Below are 19050 nucleotides of genomic sequence, written 5' to 3'. Positions count from 1 at the left end.
TCTCTGCACCTACAAGCTTGATGCTGTCTCTAATCAGCAAGTTGAAAATCTTGGGGGAAAAGTCAAATTTGAGTACAGGCTCAGATTTTTTTCAATAATTGCATCACTTCGTCATCAGTTGTTTGTGAAAAATCATTGTACCACATCCCTACAGCATAAAAATTAACCGGGCGCATTGGGCAAATAATTTCGTCAACTAAAGGAGCGATTTCGTCACAGGTTGAGCGTGCAGCAACAGGAACTGTGACAATAATTTTTGCTGGATTTTGCTGTTTCAATGCAGCAATTGCCGCGCGCATTGTATAGCCTGTCGCGATACCATCATCTACAAGAATTACAGTTTTTCCTGATAACATGGGGAAAGGTTTATTACCACGATAAACCAATTCGCGGCGTGATAATTCTTCTTGTTCCGACTTTTGAATTTTACTAATCGCGTCTTTTGATATATGCAGAGCATTGACTATTTCTTCGTTAAAAACAGTTATTCCTCCAGAAGCAATGGCTCCCATAGCCAACTCTTCATGCCCAGGAACACCGAGTTTACGAACAATAAAGATATCAAGTGGGAGCGAGAGCGTACTCGCAATTTCGTAGGCAACAGGGACTCCACCTCGAGGTAATGCGAGTACGACTACATCTGTTCGTTTCGCGTAATCTTTTAGTAAATCCGTGAGAACACGACCTGCTTGATATCGATCATCGTAGTTCATTGTCCTATTCTCCAAAACGATCCGTCAACTTGAAGTCTAGCTCATACTTTATAAAGTCGCAAAGTAGCTCCCGCATCATCATTCTGACCTTTTTGTAACATATAACTCATACTTTTTATCTCAAGTGCATTTAGTTCATTGTGCTATATTTTTACAATTAGCTGTTCCTCAGGGACTCGTATTCATCAAGCAGGATGCAATGGATGTATTGGGATGAGACAAGCCCCGGCAACTGAAAAAAACAGCTTACGAATACCCAGAAATTTTCATGGGCGCTCGGGAACAGATGAAGATAAGGTTTTTCTTTATAGCCCAGAAGCTGCAGCTGCATCCGCCTTGATTGGCGTGATTACTGATCCCACAACTTTGGACATGCCCTATCCAGAAATAAAAACACCCAAGAACAGGATATTAAATCCCACCTGTTTTGAAGAACCGTTGCCTATAGATGAAGGAAAAAAGTAGAGACATCAGTTCAAAATGACCCAACCTACAGGTATCATTCCACTAACAGTAATCATGAATCGAAGTTTAGCTTGGGTCCTAAAGGTACGATTTGCGTGGGGTTTATGGTTTTATGACTAAAATAATAATGTTGCTTGATATGTAAAAAATTTACAGTGTCACGCACTCCAGGGTGATGATACAGTCTTTCTAAATAAGGCTGTAACGCTTCATAATCACTGATTCGCTGCTGATTGGTCTTGAAATGACCGTAATATACCGCGTCAAAACGAATTAAGGTGGTAAACAAGCGCCAATCAGCCTCCGTTAACTGCTCACCCAGTAAATATTTTTGATTCTGCAAGCGTACATTCAGTTCATCAAGCAAAAGAAACAATTTGTTGTATGCCTCTTCATAAGCCTCCTGAGTTGTCGCAAATCCACAACGATAAACTCCATTGTTAATTGCATTATAAATTCGGTCATTCAGTGCATCAATTTCCACTCGTAGTGGTTCTGGATAAAAATCCTGCTCATCCCCTGTTAGATGGTTAAATGCTTGATTAAACTGACGAATAATTTCTGCTGATTCATTACTAACTATAGTTTTTTCCCTTTTATCCCATAAAACAGGAACAGTAACCCGGCCGGTGTAATTGGTGTCGGCTTTAACATAAAGTTCATATAAATAGTTCAACCCATAAAGAGTATCTCCCGTAGCACCCATTTCTTTTTTAAACTCCCACCCCTTTTCAAGCATATGCGGATGCACTATAGAGACATCAATATAATCTTCCAGTTTTTTGAGTTTTCTGAAAATCAAAGTACGGTGCGCCCATGGACAAGCAAGAGATACGTACAAATGGTAACGTCCTTTTTCAGCAGGAAATCGAGCATTGGGTTCATGACTGATCGCGGAATGAAATTGGGTAGGTTCTCGCTTGAACGCCCCTCCAGTTTTAGAAGTATCATACCAAACATCATGCCATTGACCATCAACGAGAAGTCCCATGATTTTTTTCCTTATAAATTTATTAAAGTAACGCTACAAAATCAGTTTATATCAGGACAACTGCTTTTTTAGCAATTATAGATTAATATTTAACCGATATCAGAAAACAACAGCACAGGAATTATTCAATTATTCTTATCTTCTACCGGGATAACTCTGCAGTTCTCGTGTTATGATGCATTACTCAAATCATTTTTTGACCCATTAATGAATAGAAAAATAATATGCGTTGGCGGCATAACCATTGATCGAAAATTAACATCAATTCATAAATTGCAATTGGGGACATCTAATCCCGTTTCATCCCTCTCAACGTTTGGTGGTGTTGCTCATAATGTAGCCAAAAATCTTGCATTATTGACTAACAATGTTCATATTTATAGCGTGGTAGGCCAAGATAATGATGGACTACAGGCAATTGCTGATTTGAAAAACCTGGATGTCGGAATCCAAAATATTCTCACAATTCATGGTAAACCCACAGCTCATTATGATGTTATTCTCGATGAAGCAGGAGAACTATTTCTTGCTTTAGCGGATATGGAGATTTTTGACCATGTTCCGTTGGATCAATTCACGCAATCTTGGTGTGAATGGAATAATGAAGAAATTGTATTTCTGGATACCAATTTACCCCATGCAATCATTGAATATGCGATGCAAATAGCTCGCACCCAAAATATCAAGCTATGCATTGATCCTGTTTCTGTAACAAAAGCCCAGAAATTGCCTCATTGCCTGGAGAATATTTTTCTGTTAAAACCGGACCGCTTCGAGGCTGAAACATTGACTCAAACCCGTATTCATTCGGTAGCTGATTGCATCAAAGCAGGACAATTATTGTTAGATAAAGGCGTAAGGAATTGCATCATCAGTTTGGGAAAAGCCGGTTATGTGATTGTTAATGAAATCGTTCAAAAACATGTTCCAGCATTTTTTATCGATCCGATAGTAGATGTCAGTGGAGCAGGAGATGCTTTTATTGCAGGGATCCTCTATGAATTGAAACAGAATAAACCAATTATTGATGCCTGTCACACAGGGGCAGCAATGGCCGCTTTAACCGTACAATCCTGTCACACTGTAAATGAACAGATAAATTATGAAGCACTAAAAAATATTCAGTTAAACCATTCAGTAAGAGAAATACATCATGAATCAATTTTTTGAATACTCCCCAGAAGTAAAATCAGCGCTCGAGCATAAAAAGCCGATATTGGCATTAGAGTCGACGATTATTTCCCATGGCATGCCTTATCCTGATAATTATGAAACCGCGCAAGCAGTGGAGCAGATTGTGCATGAACACGATGTCACACCAGCAACCATTGCTGTGATTGATGGAAAAATCAAAATTGGTTTAACAGCAAATGAATTGCAGCAATTTGCAAGCAATACGGAGGTTTTGAAAGCAAGCCGACGTGATTTACCATTTATGGTGGCCAATAAGCATTCAGCCGGAACAACTGTTGCTGCAACCTTATTTTGTGCTGCTAAAGCAGGTATTAAATTATTCGCTACTGGAGGGATTGGTGGGGTCCATCGCGGCGATGCCCAAGATATTTCTGCTGATCTCATTGAAATTTCCAGAACGCCAATTGCTGTGATTTGTGCGGGTGCGAAGGCCATACTGGACCTGCCGCGTACCTTGGAGTTTTTAGAAACGATGAGCGTACCTGTCATTGGGTTTCGCACCCAGGTATTACCCGCATTTTATACTGACTCAACCCATTATCCATTATCAACTTGGGTGGAAGATGTACCAGCTCTTGCTCATATATTAAAAGCGCATTGGGATATAGGCATGTCTTCAGGGCTTTTGATCACCAATCCAATTCCTGCAGAGTTTAATATTCCACTCGAGGTGATTGAGCCAGTAATTATGAATGCCATACAAAAAGCCGAGCAAAATAATATTTCAGGAAAAGAATTAACTCCATTTCTCTTAGCCGAAGTAGCTCAACTGACACAAGGCAAAAGCTTGCTTGCTAATATTGCTTTAATTAAAAACAATGCGCGCCTGGGTGCTGAACTCGCGCGTATTATTTATTCCTGAAGGAATCTGGAATGACTATTCACGGAAATAACATCTAAATTGTAACCTGGGTAAGGCTCGCGGAACCCGGAGGTTTGAGGACCAATTTTCCCCTGGTTTCGCGGCACACACCCAAGTTACTGTATTAATTAACAGTACGTTCAACCATACAAGCACCAATGGTATTGCTTACTCGCTCTTTAGCCACTAAGACCCCTGTTTCAGATGCATAATTCATATCCAGAGGATTACATATCATGGCTCGAACTAATCTAGGCCCCTTTCCAGGCATTCCCGCATGCATTACTTTTTTATTATCAATAAGCAATATATCCCCTTTTTTCCACAAACAAGATGAATAATAGTTCCGCATAAGTTGTGCGAGTTCTTTAACCTCTTTATCGCTAAAACAATTTCCCACTTTCACTATATTCGCTGGTAAGCATTTACTTTTTCTACTCGCTTTAAAATTAGATAGTTTTGTCCGTACAATTTTATATGCTTTTTTGGGTGAATTAAAAAAGGAAATACACACAATGGCAAGTGATTCTACAAAATTGAACATTGAAGTTGGCAAGCGCCAAAAAAATCGATGCCAAAACCAAACGGGTCCTTTATAGTCATCCATAAAACACTTTCGCAGTTCATAATTAAGGGTAGGTAGCTCAAACATATTGATTTGTAATGCCTTTTCTTGAGTAAGGGGATGCTCCCATACACTTGGTTTATACATAAAAACAAACTGACCTTCTTCCTCGCCAACAATAGGGAGATTGAATTTTTTGCATATTTTTTTTACTGCATCGTGAGTAATTTGATATCGCTCAGCAATTTCGGCAACAGACCATTTACAAACAAAAAAGGAATTATTTTCTAGTTTTTGTTTCAAGTCATCATGCAAATGACTGTAGATTTTTTGCGTATTAATTAAACCGGTTTCACCACCTAATTCTGATGGTTGAAAACAACAAAAACAAAGATAACTCGGAACATCAGCGGAATAATAATTTTCAGAATGAAAACCACCCAGATAAAGAGTTCCGCCAGTTTTATAAACAGAATTAGTATGTAAAACAAATTGAAGATTATCGACATGAACTCGACCATTTTCAGACATAAACGCTTCGCTGATACCGCGAAATTCAGGGATACTCAAAACAATCTTTTCGAATTGTTCGTCTGTATTGATGTCAAAACCTCTTAAAAGAATGGCTCCATAATGAGCCATATCTTCAATAATTTGATGGGAATTGGATATAAGAAACTGTTGCAAAAACTCAATATCTGTAGCGTCATTTGCCTCAATAACCAGTGGCATTTCATGTTCTTCAGATAAGATGAGTCGCTCATCTTGACGAAGAAATCGTGTAATTACTCCTTGGTATTCCGTGCGCATCCCTAAAACTTCCTTATAAAATGACCATAAAAACTATAACATAAAAAACCGCGCGAAGATAAATACAGCCTTTTGAGAACAATTCTTCATTCAAACATTAATTGTTTCAAATGAAGAATAATTAATAGATGATTGATACACTTTTCATCCGGGTGAAAAGTAGTACTTATGATAGAAGATTTGTGGAAAGTGTTATTGCCAATTTGAACTCTTGGTCCTCATAAAAAGCTGGCCAAGCTTTAATAAATAGCATTAAATTCTTGTTAGGAACAAGATGCTTACCTCTAATGTTCTGCTGGGTCATTGGATCAGGAATTGGGATTATATTACTCACCGTCGGCAGATCAAGTTGCTTCTTTTTCATCCACGTCTCTATAGATTTTTTCTCGTAGGAATGCCCACTGGGGCTTAAAACAGGATCGTTCATAGTCTCAGAAAGTATAGGATCTTTAATATCCTCATCAACTTTCTGTAATTTAGCCCAATATTCTTCGGGCTTCAGAGAAGTTGCAGAAATATAGTTAATAATTGTTTTTAGTTTAATATTTGGATAAAAATCGGTTCCTTCTTTCAAATCAGGATATTTTTCCAATAAATAGTCTCGCTCATAGGAAATACCATCACTAACTTGTGTCACTGGGTCTTTCATTACGTTCATCTGCCCCGTCTTTAGTATCGTAATCGGGCAAGTAAGCGCAATAATTATTCCTTCGGGTAAAGTAACTACTGTGGCTTCCAGTTTTGAACCCACAACTTCTTGTTTGGGTTTCGATACATCAATATGGTAGCTTGTGTATCCTTTTAATTTTGTTTGCTGCCCAACTTTTGGGTTAATTCTATTTTCTACATGATATCCATTCTCAGAGAGAATTTTTAATAATCCAGGAAGATGAGGTTTTGCTTTTTCATCCGTCATATCGATAAAGCCACCCACTGAATCAACAACTGCAAGAAACATGTCGCTCTCAGAAGGAAAATTATTTACAACCCATCCTTGGTAATTGGATAACATATAGCGCTGAGGTTCGTTAATTCCCCATAGTGATAATTCTTTATCCCAGCTAAGCGACTGAACTGTAAGCAAGCCATCAACTCGACTATCACGGATTAGCCATAATTTATCGCCATTTTGTTGTAGCTCGGTGATCTTTGAGAAATCAGACTGAATATTTAGCCATTCTACCTTAGAGAAAAGCATCTTATTAGTTTCACCAGGCTCCATTTTAGCGTAGATAAAAATATCTGCATCGTTACTTTGTTCTATCTTAAGCTCCATTTTTTCTCCTCATAATCATGTTGCAGTCATATCATTTAAACAGACGAGCGGATTATTCTCGAATCATGAAGCTCCCATTTCCTAACGCGCAATAACTAAACTTTAGAATCTAAATCTAATAATATCAGTGAGATGGAAAAATAATAGCTCATCTCTTCCCATCCAGAAAAACAAAAGCTTATATTAAATAATATTACCCTAAAGTCCGAGGATAATATCGTGACTTTAGGGTGAGTCAGGACTATCTATTTTTTAGTTGGAAGGACAGCGGTTTGCGAATCATCAGCCTCTTCTATTTCTGAGGAGTGCCCCTTCTCTTGCCACCAATATTGTAGTTTTTGACAACCATACAGTGCGGCTCTATATAAATCGGGAAGGATCGAGACAATGGCATCAAGAAAATCAGTAACACCGCCTTTATTATAACCGTAAATGCAACGGCTAAATTCCGCACCTTTTTTACTTAGCGCAATCGTATCATCTGTTTTAGAGAAGAATCGATGTGGATCGAAACCTATTTGAAATTTTTTCTCATATTCTTGTAATTCTAGAGTAAATTCACACTCAATATCATCCGCAATGAGATGTTTTACTTGCTTTTCAGTAAGAACAGGATAAAGCACTGCCATCATATCTCGTATTGATTCATTCGTTGTCAAAGCACGAACACCGCATTTACGTTTATTCTCACCCTCACCAAGACTCCAATTACATACACTCACTAAAAGAGCTAAAGATTCGTGATATTCAGTATATGCAGTAGCACGCTGGTTGATAAAATAAGCAGCTGCCCCCCAGCCTATCCAACCTAAAAAACCAATTACCGGCAGAAACGACAAGGCGCTTGCGGTGACACCAAAGACAACACTTCCTATGATTTTTTGATCGATACTCTTGAGTTGTGTGGATTTTTCTCTTACCAGCGCAGTACATCGCTTTAAAAAATCGGTATGAGCAGGAATTTGGAACTGCTGCCCTTCTCTAATAGTAACGCCGAGTATATTACTATCAGCTGCATAAGCTCCTTTTGCAATAGTAAAATAAATTTGGGACTCCAATTGCAGTTTATTAAGATCACTGTCAATACCCAATTGAGACATTGAAGTATAAGGAAGTTCGTCTATTAATCCTAAAGTTGTTAATACTGATGACATTTTAGTCTACTCATAAATAAAAAAGGCATTCTAAATTTTATTTAGAACAATAACAATGAGTAAATGTGTAAAATAATATTAGTTAATAACTTTATGATTTATTATTCTTTTTCTTATGAAGAGGAATAAATTTCCTTTTTAAAATGGTACTAATCTATTTATTAAAATGGAGCAATTTACACTTGTTTTTTTTTCGTAATTAATTGTTTAATATCAAGTGCTATTTCACGGATTGTCTTTTCCTTATGGATGTCGTTACGAATATCAAGATCAAACTCATCCTCTAAGTCAAAGAATAAATTAACTAAATCCAGAGAACGAGGAACAACTTGGTCGATTGATTGATCCAAATCAATTTCTTCAGGTGGGATTTCTTGGGTTCTTGCAATTAAATTGATAACACGATGTTCTACTGTTTGCGCCATAAAAAATCCTTTTTTTATTCACTAATATAATTAATTTCTCATCTTATGGAGTATACAACCAGCTATCGTTCAACTCCATTAATATTTATCCTGTCAATCTATTGTAAATAGTTCGCTCGTATATCCAGATCTTATGCTCAGCTAATAACCAAATCGCTTAAAGCACTGGGTACCTAATGATTTCATCGCACTGCATTGAATTATTGTTGTTGTCGCGGCAGCGTCATTTGCGATTTGAATGACATATGACTGCCCATTGGAACATGCGATATTCCAATAGGCTGCATCATTGCGATCAATACCCTGATAAAATGATTCAAAAGCAATACACGGCTCGCCTGCTGCGTTGATAATACCACTTAGAATTTGTGTTTTTTGCTCTGATGTTCTACTTAATAAGATATCATTGGCAATATTGGCATAATCGCAAGAAGTACATATTAAGAGAAGAAGCATCATCATAGACTTACTCATAAATGCATCCTTAAAATTGAAGCATCTCCACAGCAAGATTTAGGTCTATATGATGTTATTGTAGAATATGGAATGGATTTCTCCATTTAATTCATAAAATTGGCCATCAGAATATTAAGGAATTATCCACTACTTACAAGGAGAAAAAGCATCATAATACTTTATCTCCTGCAAATCTGTTAAAACCTAGCGTTCATCACAGACGGTATAATACCCATGGCGAAAAGGATTACTGCGAGATCTAAATTTATAATCGCGACAACGTTGTCCATGATCATCGGTATACCGCCTATCTAATCGAAACGAGAAATCACCGAAATTCATATCTTGTTGCCATTCTCTTTCTTGACGAGCCCTATCTTCTTCATCCATTTGTTTTAAAAATTTACTAAGCTTGCTGGCATGGCCTACAGAAAAAATAGAAGTAATGAGTAGAAGTAAGATTAATTTTTTCATAAACAGATCTCAATTAAGACAACAAGCTCTTTATTAAACCATAGTTTTCCTAAATAAACAAAAAATTTAGAGGAGGACGGCAAAGAGTATGTATACTGAAAGGACTAAAGATCACTGAATAATAAGGATTTTTATATGCTAGAACAGCCTTTTAAAATAACAATACTTTTTATTTTGTTCAGTATGATGCTTTATCTTTTGTTACTCTCTGTTATTCAATATCCTTTGACCACCTTCCTCAAAGCAATTCCCATTGCTTTGTTGATGATATTTACTGTTCAAATCAATCCACAAAGACAAGTAAAAATCTTATTACTCTGTGCCTTAGGATTTTCACTAATTGGTGATATCTTTTTGACTTTTCCAATAAAGGTTGCATTGCAACTAGGCATCCTGGCGTTTATGGGATCACATTGCATGTTTATTAGTATATTTTTAAAGAACATGCGATTTCAAAGAAAAAACTTGCTTTCCTTTTTACCAATTTTAGTCTTTGTCCTGATAAGCTTTTACTTTTTATCTCCATATCTCGAAGAAATGAAAAAACCAGTAGCTGCTTATTTATGCCTGCTGACCTTAATGGTGTTTTGTTCCTTTCAAGTAAAACAGCAAGCATTGTTGATACGCACAGGGGCATGTCTTTTTTTACTTTCAGACTTTGTTTTGTCATTAGACTTATTTGTACTGCCGGCTAATAAGCTAACCGCTATTTTAATCATGTTTCTCTATTACGCCGCCCAGTTCTTGTTAGTAATAGGAATTACCCGGCTCAAATAGCAAGTGGCTTCAATCTGCTCTATGCATATTGATAAAAAAATAAGTAGCAAATTTTATAAAAATTGCTTATAAAATGCCAAAAAATCATATGATTCACTTTTTAAATATGATCCCGTTTATTGAAAACAGGACATATTGATACTTATGGAAATTCAAAGATGTTAAGCCTTAATGAAATTCAAGAAATGCTAGAACAAGATGCAGTAGCCCAAATTAAAGAATCCCTGTTAAATGAATTAAAAGAATCTATTCTGAAAGACAGCACGATTACGCCAGATATAAAAACATTGTTATTGTTCGAATTAACAAAACACTTACTTGATATTGAACTGGAGCAGACCGTTATTGTAGGTAAACAAACAATTGCAGATAAAAATACTGCTATTCCATCATCGATTAACGAAAGAGAGCAAAACAGCTCCATTGAGGCAACAAATACATGTGAACATAGCCCCCCCCAAAACCATTCAATGAGAAAAAATTCCGGACTGAATAAAAAATTGAGGCTTAATTTAGATGGACATAAAAAAGAAGAGTACCCAAAAGAACAAAAATCACCAAAAAATACATCTGAAACGGCGACAATAAAATCAAGTGAGGCTCACACAATGCAGCACTCTCCTGCACGAAGAAATTCTGGCAGTCCAAGAAGTACGTCGTTAACAAAATCAAGCGAGACTCAAACAACGTCACACGCTCCTGCACGAAGAAATTCTAGTAGTCCACGATGTACGACGTTAACAAAATCAAGTGAGCCCCAAACAACGTCACTCTCTCCTGCACGAAGAAACTCTGGTAGTCCAAGATGGTTACTTACAGGAAGTAGCGCTGGAGGATATTCACCAAAACGCCAAAAATCACATCCAAGCACTCATGTCAAAATAAAAGAATCACCCAAAAGCAATGATTTTCTTGAACAACTCCCCATAAGTAAGGAGATTTTTCAACAATATCTCAGTTTTGCAAAAACTTACTTAAAAGAGATAGATAATAACATTCATGTCATGCATGATGAAGATCGGCCTGACTTGCAACTTATTGTAACGCCTCACAGGGACATGAAAAACAATAGGGTGCTCTCTGAGAAGACTGTTATTTTAATTAATAGAAAAGAAATTGAGGGATGCGGTGCTAACAAAGTAATTAAAGGATATGATTTAATCAACCGAAATCTTCTTGCAGTAAAAATTCTTAACTCAGCAGTAACGGCTAAAGTACGTGACATCGAAATTGAAAATCTAACAAAGCGAGGATGGTTTTATGGCTGTTATAAATTAAAAGAAGGCGAGTTTGCTATAGCTATGAAACGAATTCCTGGAGATACTTTATTGCATTTTCTCTATGTTATTGATGATGGGGTTTCGCAAGATGATATCTACTCGAGTCATTGTCTAAGCAAAAAAAATCTTAGTGTTGATTTACAATATAAGATAATACTTAATCTGATGAAAGAAGTATTAAAGCTTCATGAAAAATTTCAATTATCACACCGAGATCTAAAACCTGCAAACATTAAAATATGCCTTAAAAGTGGAGAAATAAAGATACGTCTAATCGATTTTGGAGATGCTGTTCCTTTAGACTCTGAAATCAAAGAGCTTTGTGGCACCGAAGGTTATACAGATCCTGAGATTAGTAGTATTGACAATCAACAACCCTACAAAAAAGACCATGATATTTTTTCTCTAGGTATTATTATTGCTGAAATCCTAACAAGAAAAAATTATCAACAAGCAATTAAAGAACATAAAAAGCAATTCACTGCTGAAATAGTTACTCCAAGAATGTCAGATACGCAAATGAAAACGCAAATGGATGATGTTTTTAAACCAGAAGTAATTCCTGATCAATATAACAACTATCAAGATCATCAGTATAATATGCAGAATTTCATGCTTCAAGAGCTCAAAAAATTAGCAATAAAAATGGTGGTTACTCGATTGAGACACTCATCCCTCAAGGAAGAAATCGAAAGGCTTGAAGCTCTGGAAAAAAATAGCCTAAAATTCTCCAAAAAAATGGAGTCATTTTTTGAAAGTAAAAGCAATACTCAGGCTTCGTTAAATAAAATGAATATCAAGTTCAATGCCGGGCTTTTCTTCCCTCAAAAAGAATTTACAATAAGCTCACCTCAGGATGCTACAGAATGCTTTAAAAGCATGCATTCAGCAACTGATGAAGAGAATTATAAATTATTTATCTAGTAATTAAGATCCATGAGTTTGCCCATATACATGGGATTGATTATGTTACTCGATCAATCCCAAATGGAATTTCATAACAGACAAGAATTATATGTGAGTATCCGCTTGGTTAATTGTCACTTTTGACACACAGAACTCTTAGGCTTATTATACATAGCTTAAATGCCTTAAGATTGCATATCAGTTTAAGCAATAAAACTCAGGATGGGTTTGAAATGTATAAGTTACTGCTCGTTGGTTTTACTCTTTTCCTGCTCACAGCCTGCGAAAAAGAAAATAATACATTTAGTGGATATATTGATACTGATCTTGTCTATTTGTCTGCTGATTTTGGAGGACGACTGACCGATTTAGCCGTATTAAAAGGGCAGTTAGTCAAAAATAATCAATTTTTATTCAAGCTCGAGCAAACCAGTGAACTTTATAATGTCGAAATGAGCAAACTAACCCAAAAGGATCTACTTGCTCAACGTCAACAAATTTTGACCCAACTCAACTACAATGAAATCAACTATCGGCGTACCCTGGAAATGCGTAAGCAAAATGCAGCAAGCCAAAATGATCTTGATGCCGCTCAAAGAGATTTAAACATTTCAAAAGAACAACTTAATGATATTGATTTTAAAATCAAGAACAATCAGGTTAATACTGCTGATAAAAAATGGCAGATGACACGCAAGGAAAATTTTGCACCAGAGTTAGGAATAATATTTGATACTTATTATACACAGGGTGAATTTGTTCAAGCAGGTGCTCCTGTCCTTTCCTTAATTACCAAAAATAATATCAAAGCTATATTTTTCGTTCCTGAAGAAAAACTTGATCAATTGCGCCTTAATGCGCGCGTTAAGATTAATTCCGATCACAATGAGCATTTTGCTGAAGGTCATATTTTCTTTATTTCAAATATTGCTGAATATAGCCCTCCTATTATTTACTCTCGCGAGGAGCGTCAACGTCTTGTATTCAGAATCGAAGTAAAGATTGACTCCCCTGATCTGGAAAAAATTCATCTCGGGCAACCGGTTACCTTGGAGTTAGCTTGATGAGTGATTTTGCAATTGAGGTGGAACGATTAACAAAAAAATTCGATAACAAAGTCGCAGTGGATCACATTAACCTACAAGTAGAAAAAGGATCCATATTTGGTTTTCTTGGCTCAAATGGTAGTGGCAAGACAACAACCATTCGAATGATCTGTGGTCTTTTAACTCCCACAGATGGAGAAGGGTCTTGCCTTGGATATGATATTAAAGCCCAAAGCGATGAGATAAAAAAGCGGACCGGCTATATGCCTCAAAAATTCAGCTATTATACGGGATTGACTGTTTATGAAAACCTTCGCTTTATTGCTGATATTTTTCAGCTACAAAACTCGGCTCAAGTAATAGAAGAAATGATTAAGGAACTCGGCCTTGAAGACTATCAAAAAGTACAAGCAGGGAATTTATCCGGCGGATGGAAACAGCGCTTAGCCCTAGCTTGCAGCTTGCTTCATAAACCTCAATTATTATTTTTGGATGAGCCTACAGCAGGGGTTGACCCCAAAGCGCGTAAAGACTTCTGGGATTATTTACATAAGATTTCCTCACGTGATGGTACCACAATTCTGGTAACCACCCATTATATGGACGAAGCCGAAAAATGCACCGATCTGGCATATATTAATTTAGGGAAACTCTTGTATACAGGCAGCACAAAAGATTTAATTCCCCAATCTAAAGTCCAAACATATTTAATTCATGTTCATAGAAAAGAGCAACATAAATTAATGGAAAAATTGCTTGCTCTATATCCAAAACTATTAGCTTCAATTGTAAATAATGAACTGCGAATTTCATCACGTGATCATGACTTATTGGATCGAGTCATTCAAGAAAACAGCGGTCTTTCATTTAAAGAGATCAAACCTTCTTTTGAAGAAGTTTTTATCGGATTAATGCGATGAACTATAAAAATCTATTACAAGGAATATCCCTAACTCGTCTTACAGGTTTAATACATAAAGAATTTATTCTTATTACTCGCGATCACGGCACCATTGCGATGCTAGTTATTTTACCGATTATGCTACTCATTCTCTTTGGCTATGCAATACAATTCGATCCAAAAAATCAACCCACTAAGATCATCAGTTACGATAACTCACCGTTGACTAGAGGCTACATCAGCGCACTTGAAGCTTCAGGCTATTTTAAAGTATCTAACGAACTGTTAAATGAAGATAAGAAGAATGAAGATTTCGCGAATGGAAAAATAAGCTTCGCTTTTACCATTCCTCCCGATTTTACTCGGAAGTACATTCGTAAAGAAAATCCCCAGTTACTGGTTGAAATCGATGGGTCAGATCCTGGAAGCAGTGCCAGTGCTCTCAGCAATGCGCTGCCCATATTGAATCAAACCTTGAATACATTCAATCAACAAGGTTTAGGTTCCCCCTCGCCAACGCATTTGGATAGAAGCATTAATTTCACCATCCACCGACTTTATAACGAATCAAACACAAGTTCTTATAATATCGTTCCTGGCTTAATTGGTGTACTGCTTACGATAACCATGGGGATGCTGACTTCAACTGCCATCACCTCTGAAAAAGAATCCGGTACCATGGAAATGCTCTTAAGTACTCCATTAAAACCATTGGAGATCATCGTGGGCAAAGTAATCCCCTACATTGTATTAGGTTATTTACAACTCACCAGCGTCCTCATTTTTGGCAAGTTATTAATTCATATTCCTATCGAAGGAAGCATTTTGTTGCTTTATATAGCCGCGGCTCCGTTTATTATCGCTAATTTAATGGTTGGTATGATTTTTTCCACCATTGCCCAAACGCCAATGCAAGCAATGCAATTGAGTGTCTTTTTTCAATTACCTTCAATGTTTTTATCGGGTTACATTTTTTCTTTCTATGGCATGCCGACGTGGGCGCAGTTCATAGGATACTGCCTACCTATGACTTACTTTGTCCGAATTGCACGCGGAATTTTACTAAAGGGCAATACACTCGTTCAAATTGTCCCTAATATTTTACCTATTTTATTGATCTCTCTTATTTTGATTCTTTTGACAGGGAAAATATTTAGAACAAAGCTCGATTAATTAAATTTATTTAAAATTGGCCAAAATATGAAACTAAAAATCATCTTGCTCAATCTATTTGCCATATTACTTGGAGGATGTTGCAAAAACTGCATTACTCATGAAAAAGTGAATTATCCGAATAGTACGCGTAGTGGAGTAAAATACATCAAAAACCAAGCCGATTTAAGTCGTGTCGCCTGGTGGAAAAAGCTGCATGATCCAGAGCTTAATCAGCTTATCGCTCAAGCCCTAGCCTGTAATAATACGATTAGAAGTTCCTATGCGACAATTGAGCAAGCACAAGCGCAACTTAAAGCAGCTCAATATGCCTGGATCCCAACTCTGGATGCAAGCGCTACCGGTTTTTCAGGTGGGACCTGGAATACCCATATTACTCCTAAAGGACAATTGGCAAATACTCCTTTTTTTGGAAATCTTTCCAACCTGAGATTTAGAGGATATGACGCCGGATTTGTCCCAGGGTACACATTCAATATATTAAATAATATTAGCAACATTAAAGCAGCCAAGGCCTCTTTAGCGATGGAAGAAGCTCAAGCTCAGTCAATAAAATTAGGAATTATTAGCCAAATGAGCGGTGCTTATTTTATGCTCTTGAGTCAACGAGAGCAATTGGCAGTAGAGCACAAGCTGAGTAGTGATTTACGAAAACTACGTCAGCTCGAACAGATTCGATTCAAAAAAGGCGCCAGTAACATCGAGACTATCACTAATATAGATCAACAGATTGCCCAAGAGGAGGCAAAGATTCCCCAAATTGAGAATATAGTGTCACAAAGTGAGAATACGATTCACCTCTTATTGAATCAAAACCCCGGGCCAATTGCTACTCATCGTAGCTTATTTTCATTAAATTTAACCCATCTGATTCCTAAATCCTTACCTTCATCAGTTTTAAAAAATCGTCCTGACATTATGATTGCTTTAAATAACTTGAAAATGGCGCAAGCACAAATTGGGGTCGCTTATTCCGCTTTTTTCCCAACTATTTCCCTGACTAGTTTATTTGGTGGGGCATCAGTTGATTTAACACAACTATTAAAATTGAGTGCTAACCTTTGGATTGCTGAAGCCGCTGCTTCAACAAAAGTGCTTAATGCCAGTTCCTATCAAAATATCAAATCAGCTCATGCTGGATTCAAAGCAATTTATTATGATTACCTGGGAACCCTCCATTCTGCATTCGCAGATGTTGATGATGCTCTTACAAGTGAGCAGAAAAACAATTTATCTTATTTACAAACCCACAAAGGACATTTGGCAGCCCAAAAAGCATATGCGATTGCACTGGCCCAATATAAAGCTGGAGCAAAAGATTATCGCAATGTAATCAATGCAAAAATAAATCTTGATCGAAGTAAGTTAAGTTTAATTCAAGAAAAAGCCCAATTACTCGATAGTATTGTGCAAGTATATAATGCTGTTGCCGGAGGATATGATGCGGCTTAACTTACTGATATGTTGCCTGATTGAAGTGGCAGCATAAACCTGACGATACCTCAAACAGCGGAGTTCGGAATATAATCTATTTTTATCCCAGGTTCCGCTGCATCGCTCTTAAATCACGCTTTTTCATCAAGCGCTTGTTCGACAGCCTTGATGAATCTTCCTGCTTCTGGAGAAGTAGTTGAATAGAAATAGTCAATAAGCTCACCGTGACGATTGATAAGATATTTATGAAAATTCCATTTTGGTGCCGTGCCAAACCCTAATTTCTGTCTAGCCCACAGATAAAAAGGATGTGCATTTTTTCCTGAAACCACTTCTTTAGCAGCCATCGGAAAAGTGACACCATAATTAACCTGGCAAAAACGTGCAATTTCTTGCTCAGCGCCTGGTTCTTGACCACCAAAATCGTTTGAAGGGACTCCGAGTATAACTAAGCCCTTATCTTTATAGGTTTCATAAAGTTTCTCTAAGTGTGCGTATTGCGGAGTAAAACCACATTTTGACGCCGTATTCACTACAATTAACACCTTTCCTTTAAAGGAAGATAAGGGTAGGGATTCATGTCCTCGTAATGTATGAAATGAATAATCATACGCACTGTCATGATGCGGTGTATCAGCTGCTGATAAATTAGAAGTCATTGTAACCCATCCTAGTATTATAAATGAGAGAAAATACATGATTATCCCTAATATTATTGAAACTCAGAACTGCATCAGTTTTGGGATTAAAATCAATAATATACTATTGACCTTTTAAAGAGAATGGAAAATCATCAACTCATGTTGACTCCAGACAATATTCAAGTTTTGCAGTCTAGCCCCAAAAAATAAAAGGCTATTTAGATTGTCTGTTTGTCTAACTGCTGTCTAATTTTTTCTTGCACTTCATACATCTGCACTTCATCCTTATAATGAGTTCGCGGCCAGAAAAAACCTTTAAGCCCATCATGTTTATTTCTAGGAACAATGTGTATATGCAGATGGGGGATACTTTGACTAATTGTATTATTTATTGCAATGAAGCTTCCCACAGCGCCCATCGCTTTTTCAACAGCGGCCCCCAATCTTTGCGTGAGTAAAAAAAGAGGAGAGACCATAGAATCAGGTACTTCATACAATGTTTTAATATGCATTTTAGGAGCTAACAATGTATGGCCGGGAAAAAGAGGCCGAGAGTCCAGAAAGGCGATAAAATGCTCGTCTTCAAAAACAATAAACGATTTTTCCTTTTTTGCCACGATTAAGTCAATAACACATTCATTGGCCATTTTATATCCCTATTTTTATCTTGGGAGTTATCCCAATTGCAGATAAAAAAATACTGAAATATCATTTGTTCTTTCTTATCTATATGATTTCAGTGCCATACTTTATTATCTGTTTTATTAAATAAGATAAGTCGGAGTAAAAATATAATGAAAAAATATTCTCTACTTTTGTTCTTAATGCTGTCTCTATTTCAATACAATGGCGTTGTCTATTCACTCACCATAACAAGCCCTCTCTTTAAAATGAATTCGCTAATTCCAAACCAATATACGTGTACAGGAGCCGATCAATCTCCTCCTTTAGCTTGGAGCGATATCCCCCCCCAAACTCAATCGTTGGCACTGATTGTAGATGATCCTGATTCTCCTGAAGGCGTCTGGACACATTGGATTATGTTTAATATACCTCCCACCGTAATAGAATTAGAAGCTGGAAGCCCAGTTCCTTCAGGAGCTGCCAATGCAAAAAACAGTTGGGGTGGCTTAGGATATCGAGGCCCTTGCCCTCCTTTTGGAGTTGCTCATAGCTATCATTTTAAATTATATGCTTTAGATACAGTATTAAGTTTGGGAGATGGCACAACGCGAGATTTGCTTTTGAATGCCATGACGGGACATGTTATCGGTGAAGCGGAGTTAGTTGGACTATACCAAAGATTTAAACAATAAAACCTTGCTTTTGAATAGTACAAAGCCTGGGTGCCAAGAGTGGAACCCGGGTGTCGCTGCGCTGCCTCCAGATTAAAATGACTCATTCTAATCCGAGTCTGACTTTAGTGATATCACTTTTTTGCATGAACTGAATAGGAGTGATTCATCTCTTTTTGACAAATTTCAAATCAGAATTGATAATTAATTAT

20 protein-coding genes are annotated in these 19050 nt (G+C 37.0%); 10 read left to right on the top strand and 10 right to left on the bottom strand.

Going from position 1 to position 19050, the window contains the following annotated elements; all coding sequences use genetic code 11:
- Positions 1–80 precede the first annotated feature (80 nt).
- On the bottom strand, positions 81–713 hold the full coding sequence (locus tag DGG96_RS05225) for a phosphoribosyltransferase (RefSeq protein WP_110141899.1): 633 nt from the start codon (positions 711–713) through the stop codon (positions 81–83).
- A 213-nt stretch (positions 714–926) separates the two neighbouring features.
- Here DGG96_RS05225 and DGG96_RS05220 point away from each other — a divergent pair, with 213 nt between their 5' ends.
- Positions 927–1178 carry a hypothetical protein gene (locus tag DGG96_RS05220; RefSeq protein ID WP_233590511.1) on the top strand — a complete coding sequence of 84 codons (252 nt, stop codon included), beginning with the start codon at positions 927–929 and terminating at the stop codon, positions 1176–1178.
- A 52-nt stretch (positions 1179–1230) separates the two neighbouring features.
- Here DGG96_RS05220 and DGG96_RS05215 read toward each other — a convergent pair whose 3' ends face one another.
- A complete protein-coding gene (locus tag DGG96_RS05215; protein ID WP_110141898.1) occupies positions 1231–2169 on the bottom strand; it encodes a glutathione S-transferase family protein in 939 nt (312 codons plus the stop codon).
- A gap of 207 nt (positions 2170–2376) precedes the next feature.
- Between DGG96_RS05215 and DGG96_RS05210 the strand changes: the two genes are divergently transcribed.
- The gene (locus DGG96_RS05210; RefSeq protein WP_110141897.1) at positions 2377–3339 is read left to right on the top strand and encodes a carbohydrate kinase family protein; all 963 of its coding nucleotides are present in this window, start codon (positions 2377–2379) and stop codon (positions 3337–3339) included.
- Positions 3323–4225 carry a pseudouridine-5'-phosphate glycosidase gene (locus DGG96_RS05205; protein WP_110141896.1) on the top strand — a complete coding sequence of 301 codons (903 nt, stop codon included), beginning with the start codon at positions 3323–3325 and terminating at the stop codon, positions 4223–4225. The genes DGG96_RS05210 and DGG96_RS05205 overlap by 17 nt, the downstream gene beginning before the upstream one ends.
- A gap of 124 nt (positions 4226–4349) precedes the next feature.
- Here the strand turns inward: DGG96_RS05205 and DGG96_RS05200 are convergent, their stop codons facing one another.
- The 6 genes from DGG96_RS05200 to DGG96_RS05175 all read right to left on the bottom strand — a co-directional run bounded on the left by DGG96_RS05200 (position 4350) and on the right by DGG96_RS05175 (position 9385).
- Positions 4350–5600 carry a TauD/TfdA family dioxygenase gene (locus tag DGG96_RS05200; protein ID WP_110141895.1) on the bottom strand — a complete coding sequence of 417 codons (1251 nt, stop codon included), beginning with the start codon at positions 5598–5600 and terminating at the stop codon, positions 4350–4352.
- A 166-nt stretch (positions 5601–5766) separates the two neighbouring features.
- The gene (locus DGG96_RS05195; RefSeq protein ID WP_110141894.1) at positions 5767–6876 is read right to left on the bottom strand and encodes a U-box domain-containing protein; all 1110 of its coding nucleotides are present in this window, start codon (positions 6874–6876) and stop codon (positions 5767–5769) included.
- A 245-nt stretch (positions 6877–7121) separates the two neighbouring features.
- On the bottom strand, positions 7122–8030 hold the full coding sequence (locus DGG96_RS05190) for a hypothetical protein (protein WP_110141893.1): 909 nt from the start codon (positions 8028–8030) through the stop codon (positions 7122–7124).
- Positions 8031–8206: 176 nt separating this feature from the next.
- Positions 8207–8455, bottom strand: a complete 249-nt coding sequence (locus DGG96_RS05185; protein ID WP_110141892.1) for an acyl carrier protein — start codon at positions 8453–8455, stop codon at positions 8207–8209.
- Between the two features lie 141 nt (positions 8456–8596).
- Positions 8597–8929, bottom strand: a complete 333-nt coding sequence (locus tag DGG96_RS05180) for a hypothetical protein (RefSeq protein ID WP_110141891.1) — start codon at positions 8927–8929, stop codon at positions 8597–8599.
- A 186-nt stretch (positions 8930–9115) separates the two neighbouring features.
- Positions 9116–9385 (bottom strand): hypothetical protein, encoded by a 270-nt coding sequence (locus tag DGG96_RS05175; RefSeq protein ID WP_110141890.1) that lies wholly within the window; start codon positions 9383–9385, stop codon positions 9116–9118.
- A gap of 135 nt (positions 9386–9520) precedes the next feature.
- Here DGG96_RS05175 and DGG96_RS05170 point away from each other — a divergent pair, with 135 nt between their 5' ends.
- The 6 genes from DGG96_RS05170 (at position 9521) to DGG96_RS05145 (ending at position 16920) form a co-directional block, all read left to right on the top strand.
- Entirely contained in the window at positions 9521–10162 is a 642-nt protein-coding gene (locus DGG96_RS05170; RefSeq protein WP_110141889.1) for a lysoplasmalogenase, read from the top strand.
- 158 nt (positions 10163–10320) lie between these two features.
- On the top strand, positions 10321–12366 hold the full coding sequence (locus tag DGG96_RS05165) for a protein kinase domain-containing protein (protein ID WP_110141888.1): 2046 nt from the start codon (positions 10321–10323) through the stop codon (positions 12364–12366).
- 215 nt (positions 12367–12581) lie between these two features.
- On the top strand, positions 12582–13412 hold the full coding sequence (locus tag DGG96_RS05160; protein WP_110141887.1) for an HlyD family secretion protein: 831 nt from the start codon (positions 12582–12584) through the stop codon (positions 13410–13412).
- Entirely contained in the window at positions 13412–14314 is a 903-nt protein-coding gene (locus tag DGG96_RS05155; RefSeq protein WP_110141886.1) for an ABC transporter ATP-binding protein, read from the top strand. The genes DGG96_RS05160 and DGG96_RS05155 overlap by 1 nt, the downstream gene beginning before the upstream one ends.
- Positions 14311–15468, top strand: coding sequence for an ABC transporter permease (locus DGG96_RS05150; protein WP_110141885.1), 1158 nt, complete (start codon positions 14311–14313; stop codon positions 15466–15468). Before DGG96_RS05155 ends, DGG96_RS05150 begins: the two co-directional genes overlap by 4 nt.
- 27 nt (positions 15469–15495) lie before the next feature.
- The gene (locus DGG96_RS05145) at positions 15496–16920 is read left to right on the top strand and encodes a TolC family protein (RefSeq protein WP_110141884.1); all 1425 of its coding nucleotides are present in this window, start codon (positions 15496–15498) and stop codon (positions 16918–16920) included.
- Between the two features lie 113 nt (positions 16921–17033).
- Here the strand turns inward: DGG96_RS05145 and DGG96_RS05140 are convergent, their stop codons facing one another.
- Together DGG96_RS05140 and DGG96_RS05135 are read right to left on the bottom strand one after the other, a co-directional pair.
- Positions 17034–17561 carry a glutathione peroxidase gene (locus tag DGG96_RS05140; protein WP_110141883.1) on the bottom strand — a complete coding sequence of 176 codons (528 nt, stop codon included), beginning with the start codon at positions 17559–17561 and terminating at the stop codon, positions 17034–17036.
- Between the two features lie 200 nt (positions 17562–17761).
- Positions 17762–18190 carry an HIT family protein gene (locus tag DGG96_RS05135; protein WP_110141882.1) on the bottom strand — a complete coding sequence of 143 codons (429 nt, stop codon included), beginning with the start codon at positions 18188–18190 and terminating at the stop codon, positions 17762–17764.
- 147 nt (positions 18191–18337) lie between these two features.
- Here DGG96_RS05135 and DGG96_RS05130 point away from each other — a divergent pair, with 147 nt between their 5' ends.
- On the top strand, positions 18338–18859 hold the full coding sequence (locus DGG96_RS05130; RefSeq protein ID WP_110141881.1) for a YbhB/YbcL family Raf kinase inhibitor-like protein: 522 nt from the start codon (positions 18338–18340) through the stop codon (positions 18857–18859).
- Positions 18860–19050: the final 191 nt, after the last annotated feature.

This window comes from Legionella qingyii, from assembly GCF_003184185.1.
Note: the sequence above shows the minus strand (reverse complement) of the source record. Positions and strands in the feature narration are given on the sequence as shown.